Annotated in this window: 2 protein-coding genes; both read left to right on the plus strand. The window is 71.3% G+C overall.

What is annotated here, in order from left to right; all coding sequences use genetic code 11:
• Positions 1-27: 27 nt before the first annotated feature.
• Entirely contained in the window at positions 28-16167 is a 16140-nt protein-coding gene (locus tag ACSMX9_RS23930; RefSeq protein WP_445403081.1) for a type I polyketide synthase, read from the plus strand.
• A complete protein-coding gene (locus tag ACSMX9_RS23935; RefSeq protein ID WP_445396826.1) occupies positions 16118-20257 on the plus strand; it encodes a type I polyketide synthase in 4140 nt (1379 codons plus the stop codon). Before ACSMX9_RS23930 ends, ACSMX9_RS23935 begins: the two co-directional genes overlap by 50 nt.
• Positions 20258-20498: the final 241 nt, after the last annotated feature.

Consider the following 20498-nt stretch of genomic DNA (forward strand, 5'->3'; position numbering starts at 1 on the left):
CGGGAGATGACCGACGGCGAGGCCCCGATGGCGAACGTGAACGAAGCGAAGCTCCTCGACTACCTGAAGCGGACCACCGCGGACCTGCATGCCACGAAGCAGCAGCTCCGGGAGATGGAGGAGGCGGGCCAAGAGCCCATCGCCATCGTCGCGATGAGCTGCCGGCTCCCCGGCGGCGTACGGAGCCCCGAGGACCTGTGGCGGATGCTGGCCTCGGGCGGTGACGCCATCGGGGACTTCCCCGAGGACCGGGGCTGGGAGACCGAGAACGCCGCCGGCGGCTCCGGCGAGACCGACTACGCCCACAAGGGCGGATTCCTCTACGACGCGGGCCACTTCGACCCGGCCTTCTTCGGCATCTCGCCCCGTGAGGCGCTCGCCATGGACCCCCAGCAGCGCCTCCTGCTGGAGACCGCCTGGGAAGCCTTCGAGCGCGGTGGCATCGCACCGGACTCGCTGCGCGGAGGCCGCGTCGGCGTCTTCGCCGGCACCAACGGGCAGACCTACTTCGAACTGAAGCTCCCCGAGGAAGCCGAGGCGTACCTGTCCACGGGCAGCAATGCGGCCGTGCTCTCCGGTCGCGTCTCCTACACCCTGGGCCTCGAAGGCCCCGCGGTGACGGTGGACACCGCGTGCTCCTCGTCGTTGGTGGCGCTCCACCTCGCCATCCAGTCCCTGCGCAAGGGCGAGTGCGCCCTCGCGCTCGCCGGCGGCGCGACCGTGATGGCCACCCCCGACCCCTACATCGCCTTCAGCAAGCAGCGCGGGCTCGCCGCGGACGGCCGGTGCAAGGCGTTCGCGGAGGCGGCGGACGGCACCGGATGGTCCGAAGGCGTCGGCCTGCTGCTGGTGGAGCGGTTGTCGGACGCCCGGCGCAACGGGCACCCGGTGCTCGCGGTGGTGCGCGGCTCCGCGGTGAACCAGGACGGCGCCAGCAACGGCCTCACCGCCCCCAACGGCCCCTCCCAACAACGCGTCATCTGGGACGCCCTGGCCAGCGCGCGGCTCTCCGCGGACCAGGTCGACGCGGTCGAGGCGCACGGCACTGGCACCGTCCTCGGCGACCCCATCGAGGCCCAGGCGCTCCTCGCCACCTACGGTCGCGACCGGGCCGCCGACAAGCCCCTGTGGCTCGGCTCCGTCAAGTCGAACCTGGGCCACACCCAGGCCGCGGCGGGGGTGGCGGGCATCATCAAGATGGTCATGGCCATGCGCCACGGAACCCTGCCCAGGACCCTCCACGTCGACGAACCGTCCACCAAGGTCGACTGGACCTCCGGCCACGTCCGGCTGCTGACCGAAGCCGTCGAATGGGACGGCGCCGCACCGCGCCGGGCAGGCGTGTCCTCCTTCGGCATCAGCGGCACCAACGCCCACGTCATCCTCGAACAGGCCCCCGAGGAGGAGCGCGCCCCGGAGGAGGCCGTCGAGCAACCGGGGCGCTCCCTCCCCGCGCTCTGCCCCGTGTCCGCCGCGAGCCCGGCAGCGCTGCGCGCACAGGCCGCGCAACTGGTGGAACTGCTGGAAGGCGCGGACGCTCCGCCTCTCAGCGACATCGCAGCGGCGCTCGCCACCACGCGCGCCCAATTGGAGCGGCGCGCCGTGGTCGTGGGCACCGGACGCGATGACCTGCTCGCGGGACTGCGGGCGGTTGCCGATGGGGAGAAGGCCCCCCACGTCGTGGAGGCCGCGGTGACGGACGGCCGCCTCGCGTTCCTGTTCACGGGGCAGGGTGCGCAGCGGCTGGGCATGGGGCGTGGGTTGGCGGAGGCGTTCCCGGTGTTCGCGGGGGCGTTGGACGAGGTGTGTGGGGTGGTGGATCCGTTGTTGTCGAGGCCGTTGCGGGAGGTGATGTTCGCGGCGGAGGGTTCGGAGGAGGCTGTCCTGCTGGATCGTACGGAGTTCGCGCAGCCGGCGTTGTTCGCCATCGAGGTGGCGTTGTTCCGCCTGGTGGAGTCCTGGGGGGTGCGGCCGGATGTGGTGGCGGGGCATTCGATCGGTGAGATCGCTGCCGCGCACGTGGTCGGGGTGTTCTCCCTGGCCGACGCAGCAGCGCTGGTCGCGGCCCGTGGCAGGCTGATGCAAGCCCTGCCCGAAGGCGGCACCATGGCCGCCGTCCAAGCCACCGAAGACGAGGTGCGGACCCTCCTCGGCGAGGCCACGGACGCGGCCATCGCCGCGATTAACGGGCCGAACTCTGTCGTGGTCTCCGGCGCCACCGCCACCGTGGGCACCATCGTGGACGCGTTCAAGGCCCGGGGTCGTAAGGCGACCTACCTGAAGGTGTCCCACGCCTTCCACTCACCCCTCATGAACCCCATCCTCGACGAGTTCACCCAACTCGCCCACACCCTGGACTACAACGAACCCACCCTCCCCTTCGTGTCCACCGTCACCGGGACGCACGCTGATCCCGCCGAACTGGCCAGCCCGGAGTACTGGGTCACCCACATCCACGAAACCGTCCACTTCACTGACGCCGTCCACACCCTCATCGAAGACGGTGTCACCCGCTACCTGGAAATCGGACCCGACACCACCCTCACCGCCCTCACCACCCCACTCCTCCCCGACAACACCCACGCCCACGCCCTCCTCCACCGCAACAAACCCGAACCCCACCACACCCTCACCACCCTCGCCCACCTCTGGACCCACGGCCACCCCATCACCTGGACCGCACTCACCCCCCACACCCACACCCGGCCCGTAGACCTCCCCACCTACCCCTTCCAACACCAGCACTACTGGGTCAAGAACGTCGCGGAGACCGGCAACATCGCGTCGGCCGGACTGGACTCCGCCGACCACCCGTTGCTGGGCGCCGCGATGATGCTCGCGGACTCGGACGGCGCGCTGTTCACCGGACGCCTCTCCGCGGCCAGCCACACCTGGCTCGCCGATCGGGTGGCAGCCGGGACCGTGGTGTTCCCCGAGACCGCTTTCGTGGAGTTGGCCGTCCGTGCGGGTGACCAGGTCGGGTGCGGGGTGGTGGAGGAGCTGACGCTTGAGGCGCCGTTGGCGCTGCCCGAGCGCGGCGGCGTACAGGTGCAGGTCACTGTGGGGGCGCCGGCGGGCCGCGCGGGAACCCGTCCGGTGCGGGTCTACTCGCGTGCCGAGGACAGTGTGGGGGACGCCCCCTGGACGCTGCACGCCCTCGGTGAGCTCGGTACCGGCGGGCGCGCCGTGGCGGACGAGTCCGACCTCGGAGCCTGGCCTCCTGCCGGGGCGATCCCCGTGTCGGTCGAGGACCTGCACGAACGGTACGCGGAGACGGGGCTGACGTACGGCACCGTCTTCCAGGGGCTCCGCGCCGTCTGGCGCCTCGATGACGAGCTGTTCGCCGAGGTCGCCCTGCCCGAGCAGGCGGCGAAGGACGCCGAGCGGTTCGGCTTGCACCCTGCGGCGTTGGACGCCGCGGTCCGAAGCCTGGCGCTGCTCGACTCCGCGGCGGAGGCCGGGCGCCCCGCGCGTCCGCGGTTGAACGCCGAGTGGCGCGGGGTCACCCTGCACGCCACCGGTGCGTCCTCGTTGAGGGTGCGGCTCTCACCGCTCGGCGGTGACAGCTTCACCGTGCACGTCGCCGATGCCATGGGCGAGCCCGTCGCCTCGGTGGAGTCGCTGACCGTGCGTCCCACCACGGCCGCCGAACTCGCCGGCGGCAGCGGCCTGAGCTACCCGGAGTCGTTGTATCGGGTGGAGTGGGTGGTGGCGGGTGGTTCTGGTGTGGGTTCTGTGGGTTCTGTTGATGTGGTGGATTTTGATGATGTGGTGTCGGGTGTGGTGGTGGGTGTGCCTGGGGTGGTGGTGTTGCGGGCGTTTGGTGGTGGTGTGGGTGGTGTGGTTGAGGGTGTTTCGGGGTTGTTGGAGCGGGTGTTGTTGGGGGTTCAGTGGTGGTTGGGGGAGGAGCGGTTTGGTGGTTCGAGGTTGGTGGTGTTGACGTGTGGTGGGGTGTCGGTTGGTGGGGTTGGTGTGGGTGATTTGGGTGGGGCGTCGGTGGGGGGTTTGGTGAGGTCGGCGGAGGCGGAGCATCCGGGGCGGTTTGTGTTGGTGGATGTTGAGGTGGGTGTGGAGGGTTTGTCGTCTGGGGTGTTGGGGCGGGTGTTGGGTGTGGGTGAGTCGCAGGTGGTGGTGCGTGGTGGTGAGGTGTTGGTGCCGCGTTTGGTGCGGGCGGGTGTGTCTGTGGCGGCTGGGGTTGAGGCTGCGGTTGGCACTGGCACTGGCACTGGTGCTGGTGCTGGTGCTGGTGCTGGTGCTGGTGCTGGTGTCGGTGGTGTGGGTGGGGGGACGGTGTTGGTGACGGGTGGTACGGGTGGTTTGGGTGTGGTGTTGGCGCGGCATTTGGTGTCGGTGTGTGGGGTGCGGCGGTTGGTGTTGGTGAGTCGGGGTGGTGGTGTGGGTGTGGAGGGTTTGGTGGAGTCGTTGGTGGGGTTGGGGGCGGTGTCGGTGGAGGTGGTGGCGTGTGATGTGGCGGATCGGGGGGCGTTGGCTGGGGTGTTGGCGGGGATTCCTGAGGAGTTTCCGTTGGTGGGTGTGGTGCATGCGGCGGGTGTGTTGGATGACGGGTTGGTGGGGTCGTTGTCGGTGGAGCGGTTGGGTGGGGTGTTGCGGCCGAAGGTGTTGGGTGGGTGGAATTTGCATGAGTTGACGTGTGGGTTGGGGTTGGAGTTTTTTGTGGTGTTTTCTTCTGCTGCTGGTGTGTTGGGTGTGCCGGGTCAGGGGGCGTATGCGGCGGGGAATGCGTTTTTGGATGGGTTGGTGGAGTGGCGGGTTGCGGGTGGGTTGTCGGGTGTGTCGTTGGCGTGGGGTGTGTGGGGGGATGAGGGTGTGGGGGGTATGGGTGGTGGGTTGTCGGAGGGTGATCGGTTGAGGATGGCGCGGGGTGGGGTGTTGCCGTTGTCGGTGGGGGAGGGTTTGCGGTTGTTTGATGTGGGGGTGCGTGCGGGGTCGGCGTTGGTGCCGGTGCGGTTGGACCTCGACGCACTACGCGCACAGGGCACACAGCTCTCACCCCTCTTCCACCACCTCACCGGCCGCCCGGCCCGTCGTCGGGCCGCTTCTCGTACGACGGTCGCCGCCGCGAGTTCCCTCGGCGAACGGCTCGCGGTGCTCCCCGCGTCCGAGCGTCACGAAGTCGTCCTCGACCTGGTGCGGGGACAGGTGGCAGCGGTGCTCGGGCACGCGACCTCCGAGGCCATCGCCCCGGACCGGGCCTTCGGCGACCTCGGCTTCGACTCCCTCACCGCGGTCGAACTCCGCAACGGGCTGAACGAGACGACGGGCCTGCGGTTGCCGGCCACCCTCGTCTTCGACTACCCGACCGCCGGCGACCTCGCCGACTTCCTGCTGGCCGAGGTCTCCGGGGAGATGTCTGCGGCCGTCGTCCTCCCGTCCACCGGCCTCGTCGCCGACGACCCGATCGTCATCGTCGGCATGTCCTGCCGCTTCCCCGGAGGCGTCGAGTCCCCGGAAGACCTGTGGCGACTGGTCGCGGACGGGGACGAGGCCATCACCGACCTGCCCGGCAACCGCGGCTGGAACCTCGACCGGCTCTACGACCCCACCGGGACCCGCCCGGACACCACCTACGTCGACAAGGGCGGGTTCCTCCACGACGCGCCCGACTTCGATGCCGACTTCTTCGGCATCAGCCCCAACGAAGCACTGATCACCGACCCCCAGCAGCGCCTGCTCCTGGAGACCTCCTGGGAGGCGTTCGAGCGCGCGGGCATCGACCCGGCCACCCTCAAGGGCAGCGCCACCGGCGTCTTCGCCGGGGTCGTCTATCACGACTACTCGGGCAGCAGCAGTTCCGGCAGCATCGTCTCCGGCCGGGTCGCCTACACCTACGGTCTCGAAGGCCCGGCGGTCACCGTGGACACCGCCTGCTCTTCGTCCCTGGTCGCGCTGCACCTCGCCGTGCAGGCCCTCCGCAGCGGCGAGTGCGACCTCGCGCTCGCGGGCGGTGTGACCATCATGGCCTCGCCCGCCGCCTTCGTGGAGTTCAGCCGTCAGCGCGGACTGTCCCGTGACGGTCGTTGCAAGGCGTTCGCCGCCGGCGCGGACGGTACGGGTTGGGGCGAGGGGGTGGGCGTGCTGGTGGTGGAGCGGCTCTCGGACGCCCGGCGCAACGGGCACCGGGTGCTCGCGGTGGTGCGGGGCTCCGCGGTGAACCAGGACGGTGCCAGCAACGGCCTCACCGCCCCCAACGGCCCCGCCCAACAGCGGGTGATCCGCCAGGCACTCGCCAACTCCCGACTGGCCCCCGCCGACATCGACGTCGTGGAGGCACACGGCACCGGCACCGTCCTCGGCGACCCCATCGAGGCCCAGGCACTCCTCGCCACCTACGGCCAGGACCGCCCCGACGACGCGCCCCTCTGGCTCGGCTCCGTCAAGTCCAACATCGGCCACACCCAGGGCGCGGCGGGGGTGGCGGGCATCATCAAGATGGTCATGGCCATGCGCCACGGGACCCTGCCCCGGACCCTCCACGTCGACGAACCGTCCACGCACATCGACTGGGCCTCGGGTGCCGTGCGACTGCTGACCGAAGAGGTCCCCTGGGAGGCCGGCAGACCGCGCCGGGCAGGCGTCTCCTCCTTCGGCATCAGCGGGACCAACGCCCACGTCATCATCGAGCAGGCGGCCCCCGACCACGGGCACGAGCGGATCGCCTCCTCGGACGAGGCGCCCGCGTCCGGCGCGTTGGTGCCCTGGGTCGTCTCCGGCCGGGGCGAGGACGGACTGCGGGCCCAGGCCGCACGCCTCGCCGCGTACGTCGCTGACCACGGCGAGCTGAGCCCGACCGACGTCGGCTGGTCCCTGACCACCAGGCGTGGCGCGCTGGAGCGGCGGGCCACCGTGCTCGGTGCCGACACCGCCGAACTGCTGGCCGGCCTCAGGTCCCTCGCCGACGGCACCCTCGCCGACGCCGTCCGCACCAGCGGCAGGACCGCGTTCCTGTTCACCGGTCAGGGCGCCCAGCGTCCGCGCATGGGACGGGAGCTGTACGAAACCTATCCCGCCTACCGTCGGGCCTGGGACGAGATCCGTGAGCAACTCGACACCCTGCTCGAACGCTCCCTCGACGACGTCCTGTTCGCCGAGGAGGGCTCGGAGGAAGCCGCGCTCCTCGACCGGACCGAGTACGCCCAGCCCGGCCTGTTCGCGATCGAGGTGAGCCTGTACCGACTGCTGGAATCGTGGGGGACCCTGCCCGACGTCGTCATGGGCCACTCGATCGGTGAGATCGCCGCCGCGCACGTCGCAGGCGTCCTCTCGCTGGCGGACGCCTGCGCCCTGGTCGCAGCGCGCGGCAGGCTCATGCAGGCGCTCCCCGAGGGCGGTGCCATGGTCGCCGTCCGGGCGAGCGAGGACGAGGTGTCGCCCCTCCTCGCCGAGGAACCGGACGTCGACCTCGCGGCCGTCAACGGCCCCGGGGCCGTGGTCCTCTCGGGCTCCGAAGCGGCGGTGACCCGGATCGCCGATCGCCTCGCTGCCGAGGGGCGCAAGACGTCCCGCCTCAAGGTGTCGCACGCATTCCACTCGGGGCTGATGGAGCCCATGCTGGACGACTTCCGGCGGGTGCTCGAAGGACTGTCGTTCGGTGAACCGAGGCTGGCCGTCATCTCCACCGTGACCGGGGAGAGCGCGACCGACGAGGACCTGCGCACCGTGGAGTACTGGCTGCGACACGTCAGCGCGGCAGTGCGCTTCGGCGACGGCGTGCGCACCGCGGTGGAACGCGGTGTGACCCGGTTCCTGGAAGTCGGCCCGGACGGCGTGCTGACGGGGCTCGCGCAGACCTGCCTGGAGGAGACCGAGGGCGCCGAGCGGCCCGAACGCCTGGCCCGCTTCCTGTGCGTGCCCCTGTTGCGCAAGGGCCGCCCGGAGGCTCGGAGCCTGCTGACGGGACTCGGCCGACACCACGCCTCGGGCGGCGAGGTCGCCTGGCCCGCCGTGTTCGAGGGCACCGGGGCCCGACCCGTCGAGTTGCCCACCTACGCCTTCCAGCGCCGGAGCTTCTGGGAACAGGAGCCGGACGGCCAGGGCGACCCGGAGTCCATCGGCCTCGGTGCCGTCGACCACCCGCTCCTCGGCGCGGCCGTCGCGCTCGCCGACTCGCGCGGCCACGTCTTCACCGGACGTCTCTCCGCGCAGACCCAGTCCTGGCTCGCCGACCACGTCGTCGGCGGTGCGATCTTCTTCCCCGGCACCGGTTTCGTGGAGTTGGCCGTCCGTGCCGGTGACCAGGTCGGGTGCGGGGTGGTGGAGGAGCTGACGCTTGAGGCGCCGTTGGTGCTGCCCGAGCGCGGCGGCGTACAGGTGCAGATCGTGGTGGGCGCCCCCGAGGCCGACTCCCGGCGCCGTTCGGTGCGGGTGTACTCGCGCAGCGAGGACGCCGCCGGTGAGGAGTCCTGGACACGGCACGGCTCGGGCACCCTGGTCGCCGCGGCGCGCGGGGCTTCGGCCGCCTTCGACCTCGGAGTCTGGCCCCCTGCGGGGGCGGAACCCGTCACCGTCGAGGGCGTCTACGAGCGGTACGCGGAGGGCGGCCTGTCGTACGGCCCCGTGTTCCGGGGGCTCCGCGGTGCCTGGCGACGGGGCGAGGAGGTGTTCGCCGAGGTCGCCCTGCCCGACGGGGTCGCGGTCGACGGGTTCGGCGTGCATCCGGCGGTGCTGGACGCGGCGCTGCACGCCGTGGGCCTGACCGGGGCCGGGGAACGGGCGGCCCTGCCGTTCGCCTGGTCGGGGGTGGAACTCTTCGCCACGGGCGCCACCGCCCTACGGGTGCGGGTGCGCCCGCTGGCCTCCGGCGCGGGTACCGCCGTGTCGCTCGACGTGGCGGACGCCGCCGGGCGGGCCGTCGTCTCCGTGGACCGGCTCGATGTGCGTCCGATCTCCGAGGAACAGCTCACCCTGGCCCGCACCGAGTACCCGGAGTCGTTGTATCGGGTGGAGTGGGTGGTGGCGGGTGGTTCTGGTGTGGGTGGTGTGGGTTCTGTGGGTGTTGTTGATGTGGTGGATTTTGATGATGTGGTGTCGGGTGTGGTGGTGGGTGTGCCTGGGGTGGTGGTGTTGCGGGCGTTTGGTGGTGGTGTGGGTGGTGTGGTTGAGGGTGTTTCGGGGTTGTTGGAGCGGGTGTTGTTGGGGGTTCAGTGGTGGTTGGGGGAGGAGCGGTTTGGTGGTTCGAGGTTGGTGGTGTTGACGTGTGGTGGGGTGTCGGTTGGTGGGGTTGGTGTGGGTGATTTGGGTGGGGCGTCGGTGGGGGGTTTGGTGAGGTCGGCGGAGGCGGAGCATCCGGGGCGGTTTGTGTTGGTGGATGTTGAGGTGGGTGTGGAGGGTTTGTCGTCTGGGGTGTTGGGGCGGGTGTTGGGTGTGGGTGAGTCGCAGGTGGTGGTGCGTGGTGGTGAGGTGTTGGTGCCGCGTTTGGTGCGGGCGGGTGTGTCTGTGGCGGCTGGGGTTGAGGCTGCGGTTGGCACTGGTGCTGGTGCTGGTGCTGGTGCTGGTGCTGGTGCTGGTGCTGGTGTTGGTGTCGGTGGTGTGGGTGGGGGGACGGTGTTGGTGACGGGTGGTACGGGTGGTTTGGGTGTGGTGTTGGCGCGGCATTTGGTGTCGGTGTGTGGGGTGCGGCGGTTGGTGTTGGTGAGTCGGGGTGGTGGTGTGGGTGTGGAGGGTTTGGTGGAGTCGTTGGTGGGGTTGGGGGCGGTGTCGGTGGAGGTGGTGGCGTGTGATGTGGCGGATCGGGGGGCGTTGGCTGGGGTGTTGGCGGGGATTCCTGAGGAGTTTCCGTTGGTGGGTGTGGTGCATGCGGCGGGTGTGTTGGATGACGGGTTGGTGGGGTCGTTGTCGGTGGAGCGGTTGGGTGGGGTGTTGCGGCCGAAGGTGTTGGGTGGGTGGAATTTGCATGAGTTGACGTGTGGGTTGGGGTTGGAGTTTTTTGTGGTGTTTTCTTCTGCTGCTGGTGTGTTGGGTGTGCCGGGTCAGGGGGCGTATGCGGCGGGGAATGCGTTTTTGGATGGGTTGGTGGAGTGGCGGGTTGCGGGTGGGTTGTCGGGTGTGTCGTTGGCGTGGGGTGTGTGGGGGGATGAGGGTGTGGGGGGTATGGGTGGTGGGTTGTCGGAGGGTGATCGGTTGAGGATGGCGCGGGGTGGGGTGTTGCCGTTGTCGGTGGGGGAGGGTTTGCGGTTGTTTGATGTGGGGGTGCGTGCGGGGTCGGCGTTGGTGCCGGTGCGGTTGGACCTCGACGCACTACGCGCACAGGGCACACAACTGCCCCCGCTCTTCCACCACCTCGTTCCCGCCGCGCGCCGTACCGCCGCAGTCGGTGACGGAACCACCGCCGACTCCCTGCACCGCAAGCTCTCCGCCCTCTCCCCGGCGGAGCGCGAGCGGACGCTGCTGAACGTGGTGCGGGGCGGAATCGCCGAGGTGCTGGGCCACGCCAACCCCGCGTCCATCGCCCCCGACCGCGCCTTCAGCGACCTCGGCTTCGACTCCCTCACCGCGGTCGAACTCCGCAACGGGCTGAACGAGACGACGGGCCTGCGGTTGCCGGCCACCCTCGTCTTCGACTACCCGACCGCCGGCGACCTCGCCGACTTCCTCCTCGACGAACTGCTCGGCACCCTCGACACCGCCACCGCCGAGGTGGTGAGGAACGAGGGGCCGGCGAGCGACGACCCGATCGTCATCGTCGGCATGTCCTGCCGCTACCCCGGAGGCATCACGTCCCCGGAGGACCTGTGGGGCCTGGTCTCCGACGGCAGGGACGCGGTCTCCGCGTTCCCCGAGGACCGCGGCTGGGACACCCGTGCGATCTACGACCCGAAGGGTGAGCGTCCGGACACCACCTACGTCGACAAGGGCGGGTTCCTCCACGACGCCGCCGACTTCGACGCCGACTTCTTCCGCATCAGCCCGAACGAGGCGCTGAGCACCGACCCCCAGCAGCGTCTGTTGCTGGAAGCGTCCTGGGAGGCGTTCGAGCGCGCGGGCATCGACCCGGCCACCCTCAAGGGCAGCGCTACCGGCGTCTTCGCGGGGCTGATGTACCACGACTATCCGACGAGCCACAGCGCGGGCAGCATCGTCTCCGGTCGCATCGCCTACACCTACGGTCTGGAAGGCCCGGCGGTCACCGTGGACACCGCCTGCTCCTCGTCCCTGGTCGCGCTGCACCTCGCGGGGCAGGCACTACGTAGCGGAGAGTGCACGCTCGCCCTGGTCGGCGGCGTGACGGTGATGTCCACGCCCGCCACCTTCCTGGAGTTCAGCAGGCAGCGGGGGCTCGCGGCGGACGGCCGCTGCAAGTCCTTCGCGGAGGCGGCGGACGGCACCGGTTGGTCCGAGGGGGTGGGTGTGCTGGTGGTGGAGCGGTTGTCGGACGCCCGGCGCAACGGTCACCGGGTGCTCGCGGTGGTGCGGGGCTCCGCGGTGAACCAGGACGGTGCCAGCAACGGCCTCACCGCCCCCAACGGCCCCTCCCAACAGCGCGTCATCCGGGCGGCGTTGGCGGACGCCCGTCTGTCGACCGACGAGATCGACGCCGTGGAGGCGCACGGCACCGGTACGGTCCTCGGCGACCCCATCGAGGCCCAGGCGGTCCTGGCCACCTACGGCCGCGACCGCGCCGCGGGGCAGCCGCTCTGGCTCGGCTCCATCAAGTCGAACCTGGGTCACACCCAGGCCGCGGCGGGGGTGGCGGGGATCATCAAGATGGTGATGGCGATGCGTCACGGGGTCCTGCCCAGGACGCTGCACGTGGACGAGCCCTCGTCGAAGGTGGACTGGTCTGCGGGACGGGTCGAGTTGTTGACCGAGTCCAGGTCTTGGGAGGCCGTGGGGCCTCGGCGGGCTGGTGTGTCGTCGTTCGGCATCAGCGGGACGAACGCGCACGTGATCCTGGAGGAGGCTCCCGAGGAGCCGGTGGTCGAGGACGTGCCCCGGCCCACCTCGACCGCGCCGGTTCCCCTCCTCCTCAGCGCCCGTTCCCCCCAGGCACTCACCGCACAGGCACAAGCCCTGCTGGACCTCCTGGAATCAGAGAACGCTCCCCACCACCACGACCTCGCCGCGGCACTCACCACCCAACGCGCCCAACTCGACCACCGCGCGGCCATCATCACCGCCCACCACCACGACACCATCACCGGCCTCAAAGCCATCACCACCAACCAACACCCCATCCACGACACCACCAGCGAAGGCCGCCTCGCGTTCCTCTTCACCGGCCAAGGCGCACAACGACCCGGCATGGGACACGAACTCGCCCAGACCTTCCCGGTGTTCGCAGACGCGTTGGACGAGGTGTGCGGGGTGGTGGATCCGTTGTTGTCGAGGCCGTTGCGGGAGGTGATGTTCGCCGCCGAGGGGTCCGACGAAGCCGCGCTCCTGGACCGTACGGAGTTCGCTCAGCCGGCGTTGTTCGCCATCGAGGTGGCCCTGTTCCGCCTGGTGGAGTCCTGGGGAGTGCGGCCGGACGTGGTGGCGGGGCATTCGATCGGTGAGATCGCTGCCGCGCACGTGGCCGGCGTGTTCTCCCTCGCCGACGCAGCAGCCCTGGTCGCCGCCCGCGGCAGGCTGATGCAAGCCCTCCCCGAAGGCGGCACCATGGCCGCCCTCCAAGCCACCGAAGACGAAGTCCGCGCCCTCCTCGGCGAAGCCACGGACGCGGCCATCGCCGCGATCAACGGACCCCACTCCCTCGTCGTCTCCGGCACCACCACCACCATCGGCGCCGTCGTCGACACGCTCAAGGCACAGGGCCGTAAAGCGACCTACCTGAAGGTCTCCCACGCCTTCCACTCACCCCTCATGAACCCCGTCCTCGACGAGTTCACCCAACTCGCCCGCACCCTGGACTACAGCGAACCCACCCTCCCCTTCGTCTCCACCGTCACCGGCACCCACGCCGACCCCGCCGAACTGGCCAGCCCGGAGCACTGGGTCACCCACATCCACGAAACCGTCCACTTCACCGACGCCATCCACACCCTCACCGAAGACGGCGTCACCCGCTACCTCGAAATCGGACCCGACACCACCCTCACCGCCCTCACCACCCCACTCCTCCCCGACAACACCCACGCCCACGCCCTCCTCCACCGCAACAAACCCGAACCCCACCACACCCTCACCACCCTCGCCCACCTCTGGACCCACGGCCACCCCATCACCTGGACCACCCACACCCCCCACACCCACACCCGACCCGTAAACCTCCCCACCTACCCCTTCCAACGACAGCGGTACTGGATCGACGGCTACTCCCCGTTCGGTGCGGCCGCGGGCGGTGGTGATCATCCGTTGCTCGGGGCGGCCGTGGTGCTCGCCGAGGCGGACGGTCTGCTCCTCAGCGGTCGGCTCTCCACTCGGGCCCAGCCCTGGTTGGTCGACCACGCGGTCGGCGACACGGTGCTGTTCCCCGGCACCGGCTTCGTGGAAATGGCCCTGGCTGCCGGCGACCGGGCAGGGTGCCCGGTGCTCACGGAGATGACGCTGGAAGTGCCGCTCGTGCTTCCGGAGCGGGGTGCCGTCCACACCCAGCTCGTGGTGCAGGCGCCGGACGGTTCGGGCCGCCGCGCCTTCAGCATCCACTCGCGCGGGGAGGGAGCCGTGGACGAGGCGCCGTGGGTGCGGCACGCGTCGGGCACGCTCGCGGCAACGGCGTCCGCCGGCGGCGGTACGGAGTTCGCGGTCTGGCCTCCGGCCGGTGCGGTGCCCGTGCCGGTCGAGGGGGTGTACGAGCGGTTCGCGGACGGCGGTCTGTCGTACGGACCTGCGTTCCGCGGTCTGTGGAGCGCGTGGCGGCTCGATGACGACGTGTTCGCCGAGGTCGCCCTGCCGGACGGGGTGCCGGTGGACGGGTTCGGTGTGCACCCTGCGGTGCTGGACGCGGCACTGCACGCCATCGGGCTGACCGCCGCGGGGGAACGGGCCGGGCTGCCGTTCGCCTGGTCGGGGGTCGAGCTGTTCGCCACCGGCGCCACGGTGCTGCGGGTGCGGGTGCGTCCGCTGGGCGCCGGGGCGGTGTCGCTCGCGGCGACGGACGCCGCAGGCCAGATGGTGGCATCGGTGGAGCGCCTGGACGTGCGGCCGATGTCCGAAGAACAACTGGCGGGAGCACGGACCGAGTTCATCGACTCGCTGTACCGCGTGGACTGGGTCGGGCTACCCACTGCCCCGGTCCGGGCCGACAGCGGGAAGTGGGCGGTCGTCGGCACCGCTGCCGCCGCGTGGTCGGAGGCACTGGCCACGGTGGTGGGGAGCGCCACGGTGGTGCCGGAGATCGGGGACGCGGGAGACGCCGGCATCGTCGTGCTGCCGGTCGTGGCCGACGCCGCCGCGCCCGGGGGCGCCGACACGGTCGCGTCCGTGCACGGGTTGACGCACCGGACGCTCGCCGACCTCCAGACCTGGCTGACGGACGACCGGTTCGCCGAGTCCACGCTGGTGGTGGTGACCCGGGGCGCGGTTCCCACCGTCGACGGGGAGGTCGCCGACCTCGCGGGCGCCACGGTGAGCGGACTGGTGCGCTCCGCGCAGATGGAGAACCCTGGCCGGATCGTGCTGATCGACCTGGACGGCGCGGACGCCTCGCTCACCGCGCTGCCCGGGGCGGTCGGCTCGGGGGAACCCCAGCTGTCCGTGCGTGAGGGCAGGCTGACGGTGCCGAGGCTGGCGCGGGTCCGCGCCGTCGTCCCGGCGGTCGGCCCGGCGAAGGCGTGGGACGCCGACGGCACCGTCCTCGTGACCGGCGCCACCGGTGCCCTGGGTGCCCTGGTCGCGCGGCACCTGGTCGTCGAGCACGGGGTCGGCCGCTTGCTGCTGACCAGCCGGCGGGGACAGGACGCGCCGGGTGCCGCCGCGCTGGGCGCGGAGTTGACCGAGTGCGGCGTGCACGTCACGTTCGCCGCCTGCGACACGGCGGACCGGCCCCGGCTGGCCGAGCTGCTGGCCACCGTTCCCGCCGAGCACCCGCTCACCGCGGTCGTGCACGTCGCGGGGGCGCTCGACGACGGCGTGATCGACTCGCTGACCCCGGAGCGCGTGGACAGGGTCCTCAGGCCCAAGGTCGACGCCGCCTGGCACCTGCACGAGCTGACGCGTGACCTCGACCTGTCGGCCTTCGTGCTCTTCTCCTCCATAGCCGGTGCGCTCGGGGTTCCCGGACAGGGCAACTACGCGGCTGCCAACTCCTTCCTCGACGCCCTGGCCCAGCACCGACGCTTCCGAGGTCTGCCGGCGACCTCCCTGGCCTGGGGCCTGTGGGCGGACGACGGGGGCATGGCCGGCGGGTTGAGCGGCGCCGACACCCAGCGCATGGCGCGCTCCGGCGCGGGCGCGCTCACCGCGGAGCAGGGCCTTGCGCTCCTCGACGCGGCCGTCCTCGGTACGGAGCGCAGCGGCGCCCCCGACGACGCGCTCCTCGTTCCGGTCGCGTTGGACGTACGGGCCATGGCGCAGGGCGGTGAAGGCGAACTGCCGGCCCTCTTCCGCGGCCTGGTCCGGCCGGCGCCCGGGCGCCGCGTCACCCAGGCCGCCACGGGGGCGCCCGCCGCTGCCCACGACCTGCGCGCCCGGCTCGCCGGAGCACCCGCCGAGGAACAGCGCGAACTGCTGGTCGAGGTGGTGCGCGAGCAGGTCGTGGCGGTGCTCGGCCACGTCGGAGCCGAGGCCGTCGACGTCGACCGGTCCTTCAACGAGCTGGGCTTCGACTCGCTGACCGCCGTGGAGTTCCGCAACGGCCTGGGCACGGCCACCGGCCTGCGCCTGCCGGCCGCGCTCATCTTCGACCACCCGAGCGCCAGGGCCGTGGCAGGACACCTGTGGGAGGAACTCGGGCTCGGGGACCGAGGCGCTGAAGCGGGCGGTTCGACCGAGGCCCTGGTCCGCAGTGCCCTCGCGGCCATTCCGCTCTCCCGACTGCGGGAGGCGGGCCTGATGGAGAGCCTGCTCGAACTCGCGGGGATCGAGTCCGCCGCTGAGGACGGCGGAAGCACGGAACCCGGCGACGCCACCACCGCCTCTATCGACGCCATGGACGCCGACGCCCTGATCAGCATGGCCCTCGCGGACGCCGGAGCCGACGACGCGGCAGACGACCACGGATATGACGGCCGGGACGAGTTCGACGTCAACGACACGACGTGGGAGAAGTGACACCGCGATGACCGAGACCACCAGTGGTTCAGGCCGGGCCGCTCGGCCCCCCGCGCCCGCCGGCGCGAAACTCGTCGACGCGCTTCGGGCATCGGTCAAGGAAACCGAGCGGCTGCGCGAACAGAACCGGAAGTTGACCGCCGCCGCACGGGAGCCCCTCGCCGTCGTCGGGATGGCGTGCCGCTACCCCGGCGGGGTCCGCTCGCCCGAGGACCTGTGGCGGTTGGTCTCCGAAGGGGGCGATGCCGTCACCGGGTTCCCCACCGACCGGGGTTGGGACCTCGACGCCCTCTACCACCCCGACCCCGAGCACGACGGCACCTCGTACTCCCGTCGTGGTGGGTTCCTCCACGACGCGGGGGACTTCGACCCCGTCTTCTTCGGAGTGGCGCCACGGGAGGCCGGGGCGATCGACCCCCAGCAACGGCTGCTGCTGGAGGTCGCCTGGGAGGCGTTGGAGCATGCCCGGCTGGTCCCGGGGGCGCTACGCGGCAGCCCCACCGGTGTCTTCGCCGGAGTGATGTACCACGACTACGTCAACAGCTACGGCAGCGGGAGCGTGGTCCCCGGGCGGGTCGCGTACACCTTCGGCTTCGAAGGACCTGCGGTCGCGGTGGACACGGCGTGCTCCTCCTCGCTGGTGGCGCTCCACCTGGCCGCCCAGGCCCTGCGGGGCGGCGAGTGCTCGCTCGCACTCGTCGCGGGCGTCACCGTGATGTCCACGCCGGGAACGTTCCTCGACTTCAGCAGGCAGCGGGGGCTCGCCACGGACGGTCGGTGCAAGTCCTTCGCGGAGGCGGCGGACGGCACCGGATTCGCCGAGGGGGTGGGTGTGCTGGTGGTGGAGCGGTTGTCGGACGCCCGGCGCAACGGTCACCGGGTGCTCGCGGTGGTGCGGGGCTCCGCGGTGAACCAGGACGGTGCCAGCAACGGCCTCACCGCCCCCAACGGCCCCGCCCAACAACGCGTCATCCGGGCCGCGTTGGCGAACGCCCGGCTCTCGGCCGACCAGGTGGACGTGGTGGAGGCGCACGGCACCGGCACCGTCCTCGGCGACCCCATCGAGGCCCAGGCACTCCTCGCCACCTACGGCCGCGACCGCCCCGCGGACGATCCCCTCTGGCTCGGCTCCGTCAAGTCGAACATCGGCCACACCCAAGCCGCGGCGGGGGTGGCGGGGGTCATCAAGATGGTCATGGCGATGCGCCGGGGGGTGCTCCCCAAGACGCTGCACGTGGACCGACCTTCCTCGAAGGTGGACTGGTCGGCGGGGCGGGTCCAGCTGTTGGAGGAACCCAGGCCCTGGGACGCCACCAGGCCGCGCCGTGCCGCGGTCTCCTCCTTCGGCATCAGCGGCACCAACGCGCATGTCATCCTCGAACAGGCCCCGGGAGCCGTGGGCGCCCAGAACCAGGGCCCCGCGCGGGGGGCGGCCCCCGCACCGGTGCTCTGGCCGATCTCCGGCGCTGACCCCCAAGCCCTGCGCGACCAGGCATCCGCCCTGCTCCGCCTCCTGGAAGACCCCGAAGCCCCGTCGCCCGTCGACATCGGCCACTCCCTCGCGACCACCCGCGCCCACCTGGTCCACCGGGCCGCCGTCGTCGCCCTCGACGCCGCCGACCTCACCACCGCCCTCACCGCCCTCGTCGAGGACGCCCCCGCTCCCCATCTCGCCCGCGCCACCGCCCACCCGAGCGGAAGGACCGCGTTCCTGTTCACGGGGCAGGGTGCGCAGCGGCTGGGCATGGGGCGTGGGTTGGTGGAGGCGTTCCCGGTGTTCGCAGACGCGTTGGACGAGGTGTGCGGGCACCTCGACGCATCGCTACCGAAGCCGCTGCGGGAGGTGATGTTCGCCGCGGAGGGTTCGGAGGAGGCCGCCCTGCTGGATCGTACGGAGTTCGCGCAGCCGGCGTTGTTCGCGATCGAGGTGGCGTTGTTCCGCCTGGTGGAGTCCTGGGGAGTGCGGCCGGACGTGGTGGCGGGGCATTCGATCGGTGAGATCGCTGCCGCGCACGTGGCCGGCGTGTTCTCCCTGGCCGACGCAGCCGCTCTGGTCGCGGCCCGCGGCAGGCTGATGCAAGCCCTGCCCGAAGGCGGCACCATGGCCGCCCTCCAAGCCACCGAAGACGAAGTCCGCGCCCTCCTCGGCGAGGCCACGGACGCGGCCATCGCCGCGATCAACGGACCGAACTCCCTCGTCGTCTCCGGCACCACCGCCACCGTGGGCACCATCGTCGACACGCTCAAGGCCCAGGGCCGTAAGGCGACCTACCTGAAGGTGTCCCACGCCTTCCACTCACCTCTCATGAACCCCGTCCTCGACGAGTTCGCTCAACTCGCCCGCACCCTGGACTACAGCGAACCCACCCTCCCCTTCGTGTCCACCGTGACCGGCACCCACGCCGACCCCGCCGAACTGGCCAGCCCGGAGTACTGGGTCACCCATATCCACCAAACCGTCCACTTCACCGACGCCGTCCACACCCTCGCGGCGCGGGGCGTCACCCGGTACGTCGAGTTCGGGCCCGACGCGGTGCTCTCCGCACTCGTCCGGCCGGCCCTGGGCCCCGAGGGCGCCGAACGGATCACCGTGGTGCCCCTGATGCGCGGACGGCGGGACGAATCCACCGCCCTCCTCACCGGAGTGGGGCTGCTGTACGCGGCCGGTGCGGGGGTGGACTGGTCGGCCCTGTACGGGGGCGCCGCCCGCGCGGTCGACCTGCCGACGTATCCCTTCCAGCACCGTCGCTACTGGATCACGTCGCCCGCGCTCTTCGGCGGGGTCATGGCGGACGGGACGGAGCCGGCGGGAGCCGACGGGAGTCAGGACGACGGGGCGGGCGACGGGCTCCGCGCCCGGCTCCACGAACTCGGCCAGCCGGAGCGGGAGAAGCTGCTGACCGAGGTCGTGCTGGAGCACACGGCCGTGGTGCTCGGCCGTGACTCCGCCGGTGAGCTCGATCCGGAACGCGATTTCCTCGACGTGGGTGTGGACTCGCTCTCCGCGACGGAACTGCGCGGGCACCTCCGGCGTGCCACCGGTCTCGAACTCCCCGCCTCCGCCGTCTTCGACCTCGGTACGCCGGCCCGTCTAGCCGCGTACCTGGTCACCGCCCCGCCGGCCGGTGGCGACGCCGACCGGGTCTCCGCCACCCCGGCCGTCGTCGAGTCGAGCGGTACGCCGGAGACGGTCAGCGAACTGTTCCGTGCCGCCGTGCGCGACGGCAGGATGGTTGAGGGAACGGCCCTGCTGGGGGCCGTGGCGGAGCTGCGCCCCTCCTTCGGGTCCGCCGTCCGGCTCGGAGACCGCTGCCCACCGGTGCGCCTGGCCACGGGCCCCGCGGGACCCCTGCTGATCTGCTTCCCGTCGCCGATGGCGCTCGCCGGTGCCCAGCAGTACGCCCGGCTGGCGGCCGGCTTCCGGGACGTGCGGGAGGTCCACGTCGTCACCCCGCCCGGCTTCGTGGACGGGGAACCGCTGCCGGATTCCGTGGACGCGGTCGTCGACCACTTCGCCCGGAGCGTGCGGGAGTTGGCGGGTGACCGGTCGTTCGCACTGGTCGGGTACTCCTCCGGCGGTCAGTTCGCGCACGCGACCGCCACCCGTCTGGAACGCGAGGGGTCGACACCCGCCGGGATCGTGCTGCTCGACACGTACCTTCCCCTCGACGGGAGCGACGGGCCGTCCACCGGCGCCACCGACGGGCTGTGGGCGAGCATGCTCGACGGAATGATGGCGCGGGAGAAACACTTCGGGACGTTCTCCACGACCAGGTTGTCGGCCATGGGCCGGTACAGCGCCCTGATGAGGCGGTGCGTGCCGGAAGAGGTCGCGGCGCCGGTCCTGTTCATCAGGCCGGCGGAGTCCTTCCTCGACGGGCTCGCCGGTGGTGACGGGCGAGGGGGCCCCGGTGACCCCGCGGCCGGCACCGGAGTCGACGACGGAGGTTGGCGTTCCTCCTGGCCGGCTCCGCACACCCTGCGCGAGGTCCCCGGCAACCACTTCACGCTGTTGGAGGAGTCGGCCCGGTCCACCGCCGAGGCCGTCGAGACGTGGATGCGCTCCCTCGGGGTGAACAACACGCCCTGACCGGAAGCCCCGCGCCCCTGCGGGAAAGGTCGTCCGAAATGCAGGCCCCGGTGTCGCATACTCGCGCACCGGGGCCTCGCGCATGCCCGCCGGAATTCGGTCACATGGTCCAATGGGTGTGGCGTGAAATCGGCAATGCGAACCCTTAGGGGGCACAGGGGCTTTGTCATGTCGATGGCGATCGTTTACAGTGGGCGGGATCGGTTGGGGGAACGTCTCCCGTTTCATGGCAGTCTTGCAT

The organism is Streptomyces sp. LE64 (genome assembly GCF_052606915.1).

Coding starts and splice junctions, on each gene's coding strand:
- ACSMX9_RS23930 (WP_445403081.1), top strand. CDS start 28: ATGGCGAACGTGAACGAAGCGAAGCTCCTCGACTACCTGAAGCGGACC.
- ACSMX9_RS23935 (WP_445396826.1), top strand. CDS start 16,118: ATGACGGCCGGGACGAGTTCGACGTCAACGACACGACGTGGGAGAAGT.